Annotated in this window: 14 protein-coding genes and 1 pseudogene; 12 read left to right on the top strand and 3 right to left on the bottom strand. The window is 65.8% G+C overall.

Features of this window, described 5'->3' with window-relative positions; genetic code table 11:
- Nucleotide 1 precedes the first annotated feature (1 nt).
- The 7 genes from ACQR1L_RS33780 to ACQR1L_RS33750 all read left to right on the top strand — a co-directional run bounded on the left by ACQR1L_RS33780 (nt 2) and on the right by ACQR1L_RS33750 (nt 4,776).
- Nucleotides 2-454 carry a pilus assembly FimT family protein gene (locus ACQR1L_RS33780; RefSeq protein ID WP_434862228.1) on the top strand — a complete coding sequence of 151 codons (453 nt, stop codon included), beginning with the start codon at nt 2-4 and terminating at the stop codon, nt 452-454.
- Nucleotides 432-821 (top strand): PulJ/GspJ family protein, encoded by a 390-nt coding sequence (locus ACQR1L_RS33775; protein WP_434862227.1) that lies wholly within the window; start codon nt 432-434, stop codon nt 819-821. The genes ACQR1L_RS33780 and ACQR1L_RS33775 overlap by 23 nt, the downstream gene beginning before the upstream one ends.
- Complete coding sequence (locus ACQR1L_RS33770; protein WP_434862226.1) at nt 821-1,519, top strand: PulJ/GspJ family protein; 699 nt, start codon at nt 821-823, stop codon at nt 1,517-1,519. Before ACQR1L_RS33775 ends, ACQR1L_RS33770 begins: the two co-directional genes overlap by 1 nt.
- The gene (locus ACQR1L_RS33765) at nt 1,516-2,460 is read left to right on the top strand and encodes a general secretion pathway protein GspK (RefSeq protein ID WP_434862225.1); all 945 of its coding nucleotides are present in this window, start codon (nt 1,516-1,518) and stop codon (nt 2,458-2,460) included. The genes ACQR1L_RS33770 and ACQR1L_RS33765 overlap by 4 nt, the downstream gene beginning before the upstream one ends.
- A 101-nt stretch (nt 2,461-2,561) precedes the next feature.
- Complete coding sequence (locus tag ACQR1L_RS33760; protein WP_434862224.1) at nt 2,562-3,545, top strand: PilN domain-containing protein; 984 nt, start codon at nt 2,562-2,564, stop codon at nt 3,543-3,545.
- Nucleotides 3,542-4,096, top strand: coding sequence for a type II secretion system protein GspM (gene gspM / locus ACQR1L_RS33755; RefSeq protein ID WP_434862223.1), 555 nt, complete (start codon nt 3,542-3,544; stop codon nt 4,094-4,096). The genes ACQR1L_RS33760 and gspM overlap by 4 nt, the downstream gene beginning before the upstream one ends.
- An 8-nt stretch (nt 4,097-4,104) precedes the next feature.
- Complete coding sequence (locus ACQR1L_RS33750; protein ID WP_434862222.1) at nt 4,105-4,776, top strand: hypothetical protein; 672 nt, start codon at nt 4,105-4,107, stop codon at nt 4,774-4,776.
- A 31-nt stretch (nt 4,777-4,807) separates the two neighbouring features.
- Here ACQR1L_RS33750 and ACQR1L_RS33745 read toward each other — a convergent pair whose 3' ends face one another.
- Nucleotides 4,808-5,110 (bottom strand): hypothetical protein, encoded by a 303-nt coding sequence (locus ACQR1L_RS33745; protein ID WP_434862221.1) that lies wholly within the window; start codon nt 5,108-5,110, stop codon nt 4,808-4,810.
- A 592-nt stretch (nt 5,111-5,702) separates the two neighbouring features.
- Between ACQR1L_RS33745 and ACQR1L_RS33740 the strand changes: the two genes are divergently transcribed.
- From ACQR1L_RS33740 to ACQR1L_RS33720, 5 genes and pseudogenes are all read left to right on the top strand, one after another.
- Entirely contained in the window at nt 5,703-7,697 is a 1,995-nt protein-coding gene (locus tag ACQR1L_RS33740; RefSeq protein ID WP_434862266.1) for a multicopper oxidase domain-containing protein, read from the top strand.
- A 412-nt stretch (nt 7,698-8,109) separates the two neighbouring features.
- Nucleotides 8,110-8,568 (top strand): FMN-binding protein, encoded by a 459-nt coding sequence (locus ACQR1L_RS33735; RefSeq protein ID WP_434862220.1) that lies wholly within the window; start codon nt 8,110-8,112, stop codon nt 8,566-8,568.
- The gene (locus ACQR1L_RS33730) at nt 8,549-9,421 is read left to right on the top strand and encodes an FAD:protein FMN transferase (protein WP_434862219.1); all 873 of its coding nucleotides are present in this window, start codon (nt 8,549-8,551) and stop codon (nt 9,419-9,421) included. Before ACQR1L_RS33735 ends, ACQR1L_RS33730 begins: the two co-directional genes overlap by 20 nt.
- Nucleotides 9,411-9,941: a hypothetical protein gene (locus tag ACQR1L_RS33725; protein WP_434862218.1), complete on the top strand. Its 531-nt coding sequence runs from the start codon at nt 9,411-9,413 to the stop codon at nt 9,939-9,941. The genes ACQR1L_RS33730 and ACQR1L_RS33725 overlap by 11 nt, the downstream gene beginning before the upstream one ends.
- A 46-nt stretch (nt 9,942-9,987) precedes the next feature.
- A pseudogene (locus ACQR1L_RS33720) lies at nt 9,988-10,095 on the top strand (urea carboxylase); the annotation flags it as partial.
- 34 nt (nt 10,096-10,129) lie between these two features.
- On the opposite strand, the gene ACQR1L_RS33715 reads toward ACQR1L_RS33720, so the two are convergent.
- Both ACQR1L_RS33715 and ACQR1L_RS33710 read right to left on the bottom strand, forming a co-directional pair.
- Complete coding sequence (locus tag ACQR1L_RS33715) at nt 10,130-11,530, bottom strand: amidase (RefSeq protein ID WP_434862217.1); 1,401 nt, start codon at nt 11,528-11,530, stop codon at nt 10,130-10,132.
- 509 nt (nt 11,531-12,039) lie between these two features.
- Nucleotides 12,040-13,869: a reverse transcriptase domain-containing protein gene (locus ACQR1L_RS33710; protein WP_434862216.1), complete on the bottom strand. Its 1,830-nt coding sequence runs from the start codon at nt 13,867-13,869 to the stop codon at nt 12,040-12,042.
- Nucleotides 13,870-14,075 lie beyond the last annotated feature (206 nt).

The following is a 14,075-nucleotide window of genomic DNA, read 5'->3' as shown; positions in this document are numbered from 1 at the left end:
CATGGCCGGGTTGACGCTGCTCGAAGTCGTCTGCGGGCTTGCGGTCGTGGCGTTGATGGCGGCCGTGTTGTTGCCGGCGATGTCCAGGCAGACTTCGCGGCCGCGACTTGAAGCCTATGCGCTCGAAGCGGCCGCGTTGCTCAAGGCCGATCGCAACGCCGCGATCCGACACGGGCGCGCGGTCGAGACCCGCATCGATGCGCCGGCACGGACGATCCGCTCGGGGACGAGCGGGCAGGTGGTCCGTTTGCCTGAGGACGTACGGCTCGAGACGGTGCTGCCGCGCAATTGCGTCGATCGGCCGGCGTTCGACACGATCAGCTTTTTCGGCTCCGGCATGTCGTGCGGCGGCATCGTCGCGCTCGCGCATGGCGAAGCCGGCTACGAAATCCGGGTCAACTGGTTGACGGGAAGGATCGAAGTGGCGTCGAATGCCGGCCTCACCAGACCATAACGCGACCGCGGGTTTCACCCTGATCGAGACGCTGATTGCGCTCGCGATCGTGGCGGTGTCGCTCGTCGCGATTGCGGCGCTGACCGGTTCGTCGTCGCGTGGAAGCCGTAAGCTGGAGCAGCACGTGGCGCTGGTGCAGGCGGCCCATAATGCGCTGTGGCTGGCATTCCCGTCACGCTTGCCGGCGTCGGGAATGCAGTCCGGGGAAACGGTGGCGCATACCTGGCGCGCACAGGCTCAGCCGCTCGCGGCCGAGCCCGGTGCATCTGCCTGGACGCCGCAGAAGATCGTGCTCCAGGTGCGGTCGCCATCGGGCGCCACGATGGAGCTCGAGACCATCCGTCTGTTCCGAAGGCAGGCCGAGTGATGGCGCGCCGATGTAAAGATCCACAAGCCGGTTTCACGCTGATCGAGGCGCTGGTCGCGATGGCGCTGATGGGACTGCTGGTCTCGGCTCTTGCGGCGATCACCGCGCAATGGATGCCGAACTGGAATCGCGGGCTGCTTCGCATCCAGCGCAATGAGTCCCTGAGCGTCGCGCTCGACCGCATCAGCGCCGACATCGCGGCGGCGGAATTCATCCGGCCCGACGGCCAGACCAAATCCGTGCTGTTCGACGGATCGGAGACCTCGGTCAGCTTCGTCCGGGTGGCACTCGGTCTTCGGAGCGGCCGCGGGCTCGAGCTGGTTCGGATCGCCGAGGCGGGGGAGGGCGATGGCGCGGTGCTGAGCCGAAGACGCGCTGCGTTCGCGCCGGGCAGCGCTCGCGCGCTGGCCGAGCCGGTCGTGCTGCTGCAGGCGCCGTATCATGTCTCGTTTGCCTATGCGGGTGCCGACCGCAACTGGATGCCGTCGTGGCGCGCGTCCGAGACGCTGCCGGCCGCGGTGCGGGTGACCGTCCGCAACGCGAGCGATGCGAGCGCGCCATCGATCTCGCGCATCGCGGTCATCCATGTCTCGGCTCCAGCTGACAGCGTCTGCAGCGCGGCGGACCGAACCTGCGACACGCCGTTGCTGCCCGCGAGCGCCACCGTCGGACGTGCCGCGGCGCGATCGGAGCCATGATCATGCGCGCCGCAACGGATGCCGTGGATCACCTCCGTCACGACCGCGAGGGCGGATTCGTGCTCGTTGCAGCGTTGTGGATCGTGATCGCGCTGGCCGGATTGGCCGGAGCGCTTTCGGTCTACCTGGTCAGCACGGCGCAACGTTTGTCGCTCGATGATGCCCGGCTCCGGTCTGCCGCGCTGGTCTCGGCCGGTCTCGAACTCGCAGCCTACAAACTATCTGCCGTGCCCAGGCCGCAGCGCGCGCCCGCGGGGGCTTTCTCCTTCAGGCTCGACCATGCGCAGGTGTCGGTCGCGTTCCGGTCGGAAGCAGCCCGCATCGATCTCAACCATGCCTCCAGGCCGATGCTCGCCAATCTGTTCGTGGCGCTGGGAGCGCGCCCGGAGAAGGCCGGCGACTATGCGCAACGAATCATTGGCTGGCGCACCGCGCCGGGCGACAATGCTCCGGACGCCGAGCGCGAGCTCTACCGGACGGCCGGCGTGGACTACGTCCCGCGCGGCGCCCCCTTTGCAAGCTCCGAGGAGCTTCAGCTGGTGCTGAACATCCCGCCGGCTCTCGTCGACCAGGCGATGCCTTTCGTGACGGTCTTCAGCGGGCGTAGCGAGGTCGATGCGCTGGAAGCGCTACCCGAGGTCGTCGCTGCGCTGCCCGGGATGACCCAGGATCTCCTCAAGGCCTTCCTCGCGCAGCGCGCCGCGCTGCGTCGGGACGCCAGGTCGGTATCGTCCGTGCTCGGACCAGCGCGAGCCGGTGCGACGCTGGACGTCGGCGATGCGTTTCGGGTGCGGATCACGATCGACTTTGATGCCGGCCGGCGGGCCGCGGCCGAGGCCGTCATCCTGCTGGGCGACGGCGACGATCCCTATCGCATCCTGTCATGGCGGGACGATGTGAGCAGCCCCGCGATGCTCAGGGAGAAAGGAAGGGCGCTGTGATGACCATCCTGACGCGCGCGCGCCGCGAGTTCACGACATGGATCGGGTCGGTCGCCGAAGCCATCGTCGATGCGATCGGCCGGATCCATTTCAGACCGTCGGTGGAGCTGGTGGAGACCGAGCGCGATATGTTCATCATCAGCGCGAGCGGGCGATCGGTGCCGCAGGACGTTACGATACGGTTGGTGCATGGAGTTGCCGCCGAGCTTCCTTCGAATTGGAAGGACGTGCTGCGCGGCAGTCGGATCAGGATCACCCTGCGGCCCGACCGCTTCCTGTGGCGTCCGCTGGATCTCCCCAAGCGTGCGGTCGAGTTTCTCGACTCGATGGTCCGCTCGCAGCTCGATCGTCTGACGCCGTGGACGGCGCAGGAGGCGGTGTTCGGCAGCACGGCTCCGACCGAAATCCCAGGGGACCGCATTCGGACGACGGTCGTCGCCGCGCCGAGATCTAGCATCGATCCGCTCGTCCGGCTGGCGGAGTCCTGGCGTGCCGCGTCCGTCAGTTTGTTTGCTGCCGAGACCCCTGCGGGATCGGACGCCGGCCAGGCCGTCACGGCAACGGCCACGCGGCTGATCGAACAGCAGCTGCGCGGATCGCTGGACGTTGGCCGCGTCGGTCGCATGCTGACGGCCGTTCTGATCGTTGCGACAGTCGCGGCGGCGCTGTCGCTGGCGATCACGGGCTTTCTCGGCGAGCGCTTCGATGACCAGCAACGGATGCTGTCGCAGAAGATTGCAGAGCGGCGCGCAAAATTCCGCCTGGGCTCGCAGGGGGGTGACAATGCGGCGCTGAGCAGTCTGTTGCGACGCAAGCAGGACACGGCGGCCGACGTGATGCTGCTCGAAGCGCTATCCCGGGTGCTCCCGGACGACACCTATGTGACCGAGCTGCGGATCGACAAGGACCGGCTGCAGATCGCAGGCGTCAGTCAAGATGCGCCCGCGCTGATCGGATTGATCGAGCAATCGCCGCACTTCACGCGCGCGACATTTTCTGCGCCGACCACACGCTCGGCCGACGAGGCCGGCCAGCGTTTCCATATCGAAGCAGGCATCAAGCCTCATTTCGGACCCGGCACATGAGCATCGGATCGCTGTTCACCGCCACTCCGTTCTCGCCCCGTATCGCGGCTGCCGTCTACGCCGGCCTGCTGCTGATGCTGGGCGCAGCCACGGTGCTGCCGGTCAGGAGCCTGCTTGACCAGCGCACTGAGCTGGAGGCGCTCACCGATACGCTTCGGCTGCTCGATGCGCATAGCATGGCGGTTGGCCGCGAGGACAGAGGCGGCGGAGCCGTGGCCGGATCGGCGTTTCTCGAAGGTCCCACCGTGACGGTCGCCGGCGCGGCGCTGCTGCAGCGTCTGAACGAGGTCGTGGGCCGCCATGGCGGCAGCGTGTCGTCCTCGCAGATCGACGTTCAAGGCCCGCGCGCCAGTGATCGTCAGGTCAGCGTCGGCGCGAGCTTCGAGGCTGACCAGACCGCCTTGCAGCCGATCCTCTACGAGCTGGAGGCCGGCATGCCGTGCCTGTTCATCGACGAGCTGGCTGTCGATGGCGGCGCCCCTGCAGCCATGTCGAACGGAAGGCTGCGCATCACGATCATGGTGTCCGGACAATGGCAGAGCCCGCAATGAACGCTCCGATGAAACTCTGCGCCGCCTTGTCCATCAGCGTTCTCATCGCGACCTCGCGCGACATGTCCGCCGAGGCTGCCGGCCCAGATCTTGCGCTCACGGCCGCGAACGAGCGCGCGCCGGCGGTGGCGCAAGACAGGCCGCTCACATCGAACGGGCAGGCGCGAACGGGCAACCCGCTCTGGGGCATTCCGCTCGATCAGCTATCCGCGACGCGCGACCGGCCGATCTTCTCGCCGTCGCGGCGTCCTCCGCCGGAAGAGGCGCCGACGCCGCCTGTTGCTGCCGCGCCGGACATTCAGGAGCCGAGCCGGCCGGAGCGGCCGGCGCTCTCGCTGGTCGGCACCGTGGTCAACGGCGAGCGCGGGCTTGCCATCTTTCTCGAGTCCGGCAGCAATACGCCTCTGCGCGTCCGAACCGGTGCGGACTATCAGGGTTGGACGTTGCGCCATGTCGAGGCGCGATCGGCCACCCTGCAAAAGGGCGGGGAGCTCATCGTGCTCTATTTCGCGCAGCAGACGCCGGGGCAGTCGATCATCCCGGTTGCGACGACCATCGCCGACATGCCCTCGACACCGACTGCGCCGCCATTGGCGCAATCAGGCGCGCCGTTTCTGTCGCCGGAATCGAGACTGCTCCGCATGCATCAGCGGCAAAGGTCGGGACGCCGCCACTTGTGAGAGGTAAGAAAGCCGCCGCGAGGAAATTCGTTCAGCGCTTGCACAATCCGCTGGTCAGGACCCACCCCTTGTCGGTGAGCGCCGCGGAGACGATGTCGAAATACAGCCGCTTGTCGGGATCGTCCTCGGAGACGAACGAGACCTGGCACAGGAAACGGCCGCTTCCGTCGCCCTTGTCGCAGCTCGCCTCGACGATCTTCAGCCCCTTGTCGTGGCGCACGCCGGACGCCGGCGCTTCCTGCTCGTAGGCCTTCTGAATGGTCTCGACGGTCGGCGTGCCGCAGGCGACGCCGGCCACATTGCACGCCCATGCGAGAGCAACAGCAAGCAGCATTCTCAGGCCTCCTTGGCGTGGTCGAAAGATCTACGGGGATCGTCGCGGTGAATCCTGCCGACTCATCAGATCCCGTCGGAAGCGAACTAAGCGGGGTGGTTGTCGTTTTTGTGTCGCCGTACGTGCGGCCTGCGCACAGCATGATTGTTTGTCAGCCTGATTAGATCGATTCTTGAAGAGCGGCTTTGCGGGTCTCACAAAGCGAAAGAAACGGTCACAAAGGAGACACCCCCCATCCGTAGCCACGAAGCGGGAGGGTGCGAGGGCCTCATCGCCGATCATGGGTGAGGCTTCGCGCAAGCGGCATCCGATGAACTGCATCGCGCCGCAACGATCTTTGTCTCGAGCCGAATGGGGATCAGGGATGTCAGTCGGGTGTCCACGCAAACCAACGAGAAAACCAACAATCAGAACATCGCTCTCCGCAGCCGCGCTGTTGGCAGGTCTCGCAATGACCGCGACCATGGCGAGCGCCCATGATCTGGCGGAGCCCACCGTGTTCAGGAGCTCGCGCGGCGTCCTCGATCTCCTGATGATCGCCAAGGCGAAGCCGATCTCGACGATCAGCTATGCTCCGCCGAGCGGCTCGCCGATGAATCCGACCGGCTGGGTCTACGAGATCTGCCGCAGGCCCGCATGGGGCAACACTTGTCCGGCTCATTCCGCAGTAGCGGACTATGGCGGCGTGCGCCTGGCGCTCCAGAAGGGCGACACGCTCAAGATCAAGCTGGTGAACCAGCTGCCGCAGCTCGATCCGGCCAAGGTGAACCACAACACCGACCCCGGCCAGGCCAACCTGTTTCGCAATCCGACCAATCTGCACACGCACGGGCTGATCGTCGAGCCGCGCGCGCCGACGCTCAATGATCCGACCTTCGGCGACTACGTCTTCGTGCAGATCTTCAACTCGGCCAACGGCATGCCGGTGCCGCAGACGACCCATCAGCACGGCTCCAACAAGATGGACTCAGCGGAGTTCCGCATCAACATTCCGCGCAATCATCCGTCCGGACAGTTCTGGTTTCACCCGCACATCCACGGCATCTCGCTGAACCAAGTGTCTCAGGGGCTGGCGGGCATCATCTCGGTCGGCGAGGTCTCCGACTACGCGCATGGCGACGCCAGGGATACGCCGTTTCCGGACGCCAGCGTGCGCCACCTGATCTTGAAGGATCTCCAGGTCGCGCCCGGTGGTCCGGTGCAGTTCGACAGCGGCCCGGTCAACGTCCAGCCGGGCGAGGTGATCAACCAGCAGGATCCTGGCTTCTGCGCGCAGTTTCCGGCGGACAGTTCGGAGGTGCGCGAGGGTTCGTGCCCCGGCGTCGACACCTCGGCCGATGGCGGCACCAATTTCAGCGGCGGCAAATGGTACTTCACGGTCAACGGGCGGACATTCCCGAAGATCAAGGTGACCGACCCGGACGGTGAGGTCTGGCGTCTGACCAACGCGTCGGGCAGCCTGTCCTACAATCTTCAGCTCACGGATGACGAGACGCAGAAGCCGATGATCATGCAGCTGATCTCGGTGGACGGCGTCAGCGTGAACCTGCCGCAGGATACGACGATGGACACCATGGTCCATCTCGGCGGCGCGCGTTTCCGCGTGGTGCCGTGTCCGCCGCTGCCGACGTCGCGTTTCCATTCCAAGCCGGTCTGTGTCACCCAGATGGTGATGATGCCGAGCTCGCGCACGGAGGTGTTCGTCACCTACCGCGATCCGAACACGGGCGCGATCGCGAGTCCCGGACGCGTGGCCTCCGCGACGTTCAAGATGGCCGGGCTGACGATGGGCAGCGGCGATCAGTGGCCGGCGGTCGATCTCGCCAAGGTGCGCTTCCACCAGCACGGCTCGCGCAACCACATCGCCTACGGCCTGGACATCAGGGGCGATGCGCTGGCGACGATGCAACCGTCCGGCATTCTCGATGCGAAGGTGCCTTATGCCAGTGCCGCGCCGCTGCGCAACGGATGCCAGCCCTTGCCGCCCGGTCATCGCCGGCGGATCTTCTTCGGGCTGGCTGATCTGAACGACGATGGCACCTTCGGCCTCGGCTACGAGGAGGTCGACCAGAACGGCAACCCGGTGCCCGGCACCCAGCTCCCGGTGAGCCAGTTCGATCCGTCGCAGAACATCGTCTGTCTGCCGCTGGCGGCAGGGCAGCGCCCCGTGCACGAGACCTGGGAGCTGGTGCAGCTCTCGACCGAGAACCACAACTTCCACATTCACCAGACGCGGTTCCGGACGGTCAACAGCAAGGCGGGCGAGAACACGCCGCTGGCGGTGTCGTTCAACAAGAACATCGGCGGCGGCATGCTGCAGGACAACGTCCCGTTGGGAGTCGCGACCCCCAACGTGCCGGAGGTGATGGACGCTCAGAACGGCGTCTGTACCATCGAGCAGTGGCGCAGCGGGCAATGCACGTCGAAGCCGGTGGTCGTGGACATCCCGTTCTCGCAGGTCGGCGAGTTCGTCTATCACTGCCACATCCTCGAACATGAGGACGGAGGCATGATGGCGAAGATCAAGGTTGTGCCGTCGCCCTATAACGGATCGCCGTGGGAGGCGATGAACCAGATGCCGTGGTAGGCGCAGCCGCGCCGACCTCGACTGAGGATGTCGGCGTCGCGATCGCGGCGCCGACAACGCGATGGAGAAGGGCGCTCGCGCTTGAGCAGTTCGGTCGGCGTGGCAACGGGACCGTGCGGTCAAAGCACAACCGCCAACATCGTAATTTCGCAGCCGCTCCGGCAAATCGCCAACATCGACGCGGCAATTCGCCGCAATCAAACCACTTAATTCATTCGCACTGACAATCAGTCCGGTTTGCAGAAAGTCGCTTGGGTGCGGTTGACGGAAGCCGAACGGAATGACGAGGCTGGCGGACGATCACGCCAGTGTCGTTTCCGTCGCGAAGCTTGAGGACATGATCGTCCGCAAGACGTCGCTGCCGGCTCGCGAGGGAGGATCGTGACATGACAACAAATACGAGGTGGGCGTGATGAGCGGCTGGCTGAAATGGACGGCGCCCGCCGCCGCGATCGTGTCGATGGCCTCGCCGGGCTACGCCATGCAGTACATGAGCGTCGAAGAGGCGCAGAAGGCTGCATTTCCCGGCGCGAGCTTCACCGAGGTGCAGGCCGGCCGGGTCTGGAAGGCGAGCAATGGCGGCTATTTCTATTACGATCATGTCGTCGGAAAACATCTGCTGATCGACTACTCGGTTGCGATCGGCCCGGACGGGCGCGTCCGCAAGGTCGAAATCCTGAACTACCGCGAATCCTATGGCGGCGAGGTGCATGATGCGAGCTGGCTTGCGCAGTTCGTCGGCAAGAGCAGCCAGAACGAGATTCGTATCAATTCCGACATCCGCAACATATCCGGCGCGACGCTGTCCTCGACCCACGTGACCGAGGGTGTGAAGAAGGTGCTGACCTATCATGCCAGCCACTTCCGCTAGCCTGCGGCGCGCGCGGCCGCTGCTCGGGACCTATGTCGAGATCCACGTCGATGACGCGCGCCCGCACGGAGCGGAGCAGGCGGTCGAAGCCGCGTTCGCGGCCGTCGCCGAGGTGCATCGGCTGATGAGCGTCTACGATCCCGAGAGCGACGTCTCGCGTTTGAACCGCGAGGCATGCCGTCGCGCGGTCGAGGTGCATCCCTGGACCACCAAGGTGCTGCAGGCGGCGGTCGATATGGCGCGTCTGTCCGATGGCGCCTTCGATATCGGCGTGTCCAGCCGGGCGCGACAGCCTATTGTCGAGAAGGAGGACTCCGCGATCGAACTGCTCGCCGGTGATCGCGTCCGCTTCCACCGTGCTGAATACAAGATCGACCTCGGCGGAATCGCAAAAGGTTTTGCCGTCGACTGCGCAATCGCTGCGCTGCGGACATACGACATCGCCGCAGCCATGGTGAACGCAGGCGGTGACCTCGCCGCGTTCGGCCCGCGTGCCCGGGTGGTCGATATACGCGATCCGCGCTCACCTTGCGGCATCGTCTGCCAATTGGAATTGCGCGACAAGGCCATGGCTTCCTCGGCGCGCCGCTTCGATCCGTTCCGATCTGTCGAGACGACGGATACCGCGGTGGTGAATCCGGCAACGGGGCGGCCGGCTCAGAATATCCATGGCGCAACGGTCTGCGCGCCAACCTGCATGGTGGCCGACGCGCTGACCAAGATCGTCATGATCTCGGGCGAAGCCGCTGCCGGGCAGCTCAGCCGGTTCGGCGCGAGCGCCATGCTCGTCGCGGCGAACGGCGACATCCTCACGACCCCCGATTGGCAAGGAGATCTGCAGCATGCGGCTTAAGGGTGCGTTTCGCTTCGCTCTCTATACGATTTTCGGTCTCCTGTTTGCCAGCGGAGCGCTGTGGATCTACGCCGATCAGATGAAGACCCGCTCGGAGGCGGACAGCGAGGCCTGGCAACAGGCTTCCGCCATGCTCCTGAGTGCGCATGGCGGCACTGCGATGATCACGCTGATGCTGCTGGGGGCGCTCGGTCCGATGCACGTCCAGCGCGCCTGGCGCGCCAGCAGGAACAGGGCGACGGGGGTGCTCAGCATCGCGCTGTACGGCCTGCTGATCGCAACCGCGTTCGGGCTTTACTACGTCGGCTCGGAAGCACTGCGTCCCTGGATCAGCACCGTCCACATCGCCTTCGGGCTCGGCGTTCCCGTCGTGCTCACGGCCCATATCGTCGTCGGCCGCTCCAGTGTGGCAGCCGTGAGGCCGCCTCTGCCGACACAGCACGCGGTCGCCGCCACTCTGGTGCCCGCCGAGACGCCGGCCGACGCCGAGCTGTTGCCTCTGATGAGCAAGGTCAGCTGACGTCATACGTCATTCGCTATGCGAGCGCCGTCGAACAGCGGGCGCGCTGTTCGTGATCTCCAACTGCCCGTGGGTCAACAACCCCTGCAACGGCTTCGATCCGACTCCCGTACGGGTCGAGATCAGGGAGGCGGCTGCGGCTGAGAGGTTCTGATTCTGCCTGCGGGCCAATCTGATCGGTGGTTACATCAGATCCCGGGGTGACGTTTGTGCCAGTCGGTGACGCGCTGAAACGCATCGCCTGCGCGCACCAGGCTGGCCTCGTCGAAATGACGGCCGACGAACTGGAATCCGACCGGACCGCCATTCGCAGCAAAGCCCCCCGGCAAGGTTACGGTCGGACTTCCCGTCATGTCGAACGGGCATGTGAAACGAAGCAGGCCACCGATCAGCGAAGCATCCTCGCCGAGGGTCGCCATCTTGGTGAGGCTCGGCGCAGCAAAGGCCTGCGCCGGAACCGCCAGGAGATCGACGGTCTCGAACAACATGCGGACTGCGCCGCGAAACGCTTCGCGCCGAAGCACGATCTTCTGATAGTCCATGCCGGATTGCTGCCGGCCGAGCTCCAAGAGACCCGCGAGCCCGGGACCGTACTCGTCCTTGCGCGCAGGATAGGTGTCCTCGTGCGCGACCGCGGCCTCGATGCCGCAAAGCGGGAACCAGTCGTCGATCACCGCCTTGGGATCGGGGAAACTGATCTCCTTGATCTCAGCACCGAGATCGGCTGCCACCCGCAGAGCTTCGGCCAGCACCCCGGATGCGTCGTTGTCGGTGCCTTCGCTGGTCCAGCGCCTGTCGATCCCAATCGTCAAACCCCGGAGGTCGCCAGAGAGATTAGCAAGATAGTCAGGGACGGGCAGCGGAACCGAGGTCGTATCCTTAGGATCCGCCCCTGCAATCACACCGAGCATGGCACCGCAATCGGCTGCGTTCCGTGCCATCGGACCAATATGATCGAGCGTCGCTGCGAGCTCGAATGCGCCGTAACGGCTGACACGCCCCCAGGTCGGCTTGAGCCCGGTGACCCCGTTGGCCGCAGACGGGAAACGGATCGAGCCGCCGGTATCTGTGCCGAGCGAGCCGAAGCAGAGGCCGGCCGCGGTGGCGGCTCCGGACCCGCTCGACGATGCGCCGGGCCAGAGATCGGCATTCCACGGATTCTTCGGCGGATCGATCTTCGGATGATGATCGGCGTACGCGCCTTCGGTCTGCTGCAGCTTGCCGAGGATGACGGCGCCGGCATCCTTGAGCCGGGCGACCACCGTGGCGTCCTCAGAGGGACGAAAGTCACGATGAATGGTCATGCCATGCGCCGCCGGCGCGCCCTTGGCCCAGCAGAGATCCTTCACCGCCACCGGCACGCCGTGCAGTGGCCCCCTGATCTTGCCGGAAGCAATCTCTTTTTCAGCTGCCGCCGCTTCCGCGAGCGCGGAGTCGGGCATCACATGGGCAAAGCTCTTGAGCCTGCCGTCGAGCTGCTCGATCCGCCCGAGCATGGCCTCGGTCACCTCGACCGGCGACAACTCCTTGGCCTGGATTTTTCGTCCGATATCGACGAGGCCGAGATAGTGGACATCTGTTGCTGCCATCGTTCGTCATCCTCTCTGGCGATATGACTCATGCTCCGCACTCGGACCTGCGCTGCCGGTCTGGCGACGCGGACGTGTCTCGATCGACAGATCTTGGGCGGCAAACGAAAAAAGCCACCCGTACCTCCCGAATGAGGCAACGAATGGCTCACATGCCGCGTCTATGATTTATCGTCGAGGGTCCGTCTTCGAACGAAGCACTCGGTGCAAAGAGCTGGACGACGTCGGCCAGTTCAGCGCACGCCACGTTCGACAGATACCCTTCGAAGAAGGTAGTTAACTCCCCATCGCATTGTCAACGACGGAGTGCAATCCAGGAGGCGCCGCCGCCGTGCCGAAGTTTCCGTCAGAACCGGCTCAGCGGCAATTCCAGGTCGTGCCCTCGGTGCAAATCGACTTCCCGGATGACGAGACGATGCGGATCAGTCACGAAGCCATGTACCAGGCGCGTTTTGTTCAGAGCCGACGATCGCTGAAGCGCGAGACGTCCTGATCGGCGGCGCGTCGGTTCAGCGCCTCCACCATGTCCTGTAGTAGAAATACAGCAGACCGCCGGCGATCGCGGCGCCGCCGGGAATGATCGCGACGGAGAGCAGCACGGCCGCCAGGATCACCAGCGCCGTGACGTACCATGGCGGCCGCTGCTTCGTGGGCGTGGTCGACGGATTTGCCGAACCGGCCGCCTGCGGCTCGTTCGCGCGTGTCGCGCCCCAGACCGGTGGCGGCACGATCGGCGGGCGCGACGGGCCGGGCGCGTTGGCGCGCGCCTGCGCGGCCTGCTTCTTCTCCTCCTGCCGCGCCAGCGCGACCAGCACGGGGTCCGGCGCCGGCGGCGGCCGCATCGCGGGAGTCCATTGCCGGCCGGGTGGAATCTGACCCGCGGCCGCGGCCTTGCGGAAGGCGCTGCGCGTCAGGCGCCGCGCCGAGCGCGCGGGCGCGTAGCGTGCGGCGAGTTGCTGCGCACGCGCGAGCAGCGGGCCGCCGCGCTCCGGGTCTACCATGACGGCGAAGTGCCCGAAGCCGAGCAGCGAGCGGATCACATCCTTGCCGGGGCCGAACTGCTTGCCGGCGGGCCCATGGCGCTCGACCTGCTGCAGCACCGCGCGGAAGCGGCGCATCAGGTCGCGCGGCACGGCGACGGCTTCGTTGACGGTGAGGCCGGTCACCTCCTGGCGCGCCGACCGCCGCATCACGCGCGTCTTGTCCGGATGCACCTTGAAGCCTTCGGCCTCGACGATGCCATGGATGGCCTTGAGCAGAGTGCCGATCTTCTTCACCGCCTCGCCCGAGCCGGAGAAGGTCATGTCGTCGGCATAGCGGCTGTAGACGAAGCCGAGCGTGCGCGCGAGGCCTGCGAGGCGCCGGTCGAGCTTGCGGCAGATCAGGTTGGTGATCGCCGGACTCGTCGGCGCGCCCTGCGGCAGCAGCCGCGGACCGTCGGCGATGAAGTGACGCTCGCCGTCGAGCGTGACCTCGTCGACCATCGGCTCGGTGCACAACAGCGCAAGCGGAATCGCGACGGACTCGGCATAGCCGAGCGCCTCGAACAGGCCCTTGACGCGGACATAGGTCAGCGTCGGAAAGAAATCCTTGAGATCGAGATTGATCACCACGTCGCGGCCGACATGGTTGCGCGCATTTGTCAGGATCGAGCGCTCCGGCGCGAAGCCGTGCGCGGCCTCGTGCAGCGGCACTCGGCCCAGGATGTTGTCGAGCACCCAATATTGCGCGCGCTTGAGGCGCGGCATCGGCGCCGAGATCAGCCGCTCGCCGCCGCTCTTCTTCGGGATCGTGAAGCGCTGATAGTGATTGACCGACGCCACCTTCCTGTTGAAGGCGAGGAAGCGCAACTCGGCGAGCGCAATGCCCATCGCATCGGCCAGCGCCTTGGCGTCCGCAAGTGGGGGCAGGCCATCACGCAAGGGCGTGGCATTCATTCGGTTATGAAGTCCGGGCGAAACATCCTCGCCGAGATAGAGCACGTCGCGCTTGCGCCGCTCGTACCAGGCAAACGCCCGCGTCTGCCGCGCCTCGGCATGGCGACGCCTGGTCTCCTGCCGCCGCGCCATCGCCTCGGCCTTGCGGCGCTTGTGCATTTCCTTCAATGCGCGCACGGGATCGCCGAGCGCGGCGTTCTGACGCTGCAATTCGGCGAGTTCGCGAATGGCCTCCGCACGGTTGCGGACGGCCTCCGCAGCCGGCGCGGGCGCTGCTTCGCCATCGGGCCAGAAGCCGAGCCGGATCATCTCTTCGAGAATGACCTCGTCCTTCGAGGATTCCCGGATGCGGTCGTAGAGCTCCTGGCGCGTGAGCTTGCCCGGCGAAACGGTGTCGGTCACGCGGCCGGCCCTCCGGTCAGGAGGGGCGCTGCAGAGCGATCAAGAGAGATCGGAAGGAGCGCAGGCCGGTTTGCCTTCGTCTTCTCCAAGAACTGGATCGATCCACTCGAAGCCGGGGCGCCCACCCATCCGCAATTGGGTTCAAAGAACCCATTCTGCGATTGCGGATGGGTGGGCAGCCCCGGCCCAGTGAAGATCGGGCCAGT

It is taken from the genome of Bradyrhizobium sp. HKCCYLR20261 (assembly GCF_051168435.1).
Taxonomy (GTDB): Bacteria; Pseudomonadota; Alphaproteobacteria; order Rhizobiales; family Xanthobacteraceae; genus Bradyrhizobium.
Note: the sequence above shows the minus strand (reverse complement) of the source record. Positions and strands in the feature narration are given on the sequence as shown.

Coding starts and splice junctions, on each gene's coding strand:
- ACQR1L_RS33780 (WP_434862228.1), top strand. CDS start 2: ATGGCCGGGTTGACGCTGCTCGAAGTCGTCTGCGGGCTTGCGGTCGTG.
- ACQR1L_RS33775 (WP_434862227.1), top strand. CDS start 432: ATGCCGGCCTCACCAGACCATAACGCGACCGCGGGTTTCACCCTGATC.
- ACQR1L_RS33770 (WP_434862226.1), top strand. CDS start 821: ATGGCGCGCCGATGTAAAGATCCACAAGCCGGTTTCACGCTGATCGAG.
- ACQR1L_RS33765 (WP_434862225.1), top strand. CDS start 1,516: ATGATCATGCGCGCCGCAACGGATGCCGTGGATCACCTCCGTCACGAC.
- gspM (WP_434862223.1), top strand. CDS start 3,542: ATGAGCATCGGATCGCTGTTCACCGCCACTCCGTTCTCGCCCCGTATC.
- ACQR1L_RS33750 (WP_434862222.1), top strand. CDS start 4,105: ATGAAACTCTGCGCCGCCTTGTCCATCAGCGTTCTCATCGCGACCTCG.
- ACQR1L_RS33745 (WP_434862221.1), bottom strand. CDS start 5,110: ATGCTGCTTGCTGTTGCTCTCGCATGGGCGTGCAATGTGGCCGGCGTC.
- ACQR1L_RS33740 (WP_434862266.1), top strand. CDS start 5,703: ATGAATCCGACCGGCTGGGTCTACGAGATCTGCCGCAGGCCCGCATGG.
- ACQR1L_RS33735 (WP_434862220.1), top strand. CDS start 8,110: ATGAGCGGCTGGCTGAAATGGACGGCGCCCGCCGCCGCGATCGTGTCG.
- ACQR1L_RS33730 (WP_434862219.1), top strand. CDS start 8,549: ATGCCAGCCACTTCCGCTAGCCTGCGGCGCGCGCGGCCGCTGCTCGGG.
- ACQR1L_RS33725 (WP_434862218.1), top strand. CDS start 9,411: ATGCGGCTTAAGGGTGCGTTTCGCTTCGCTCTCTATACGATTTTCGGT.
- ACQR1L_RS33715 (WP_434862217.1), bottom strand. CDS start 11,530: ATGGCAGCAACAGATGTCCACTATCTCGGCCTCGTCGATATCGGACGA.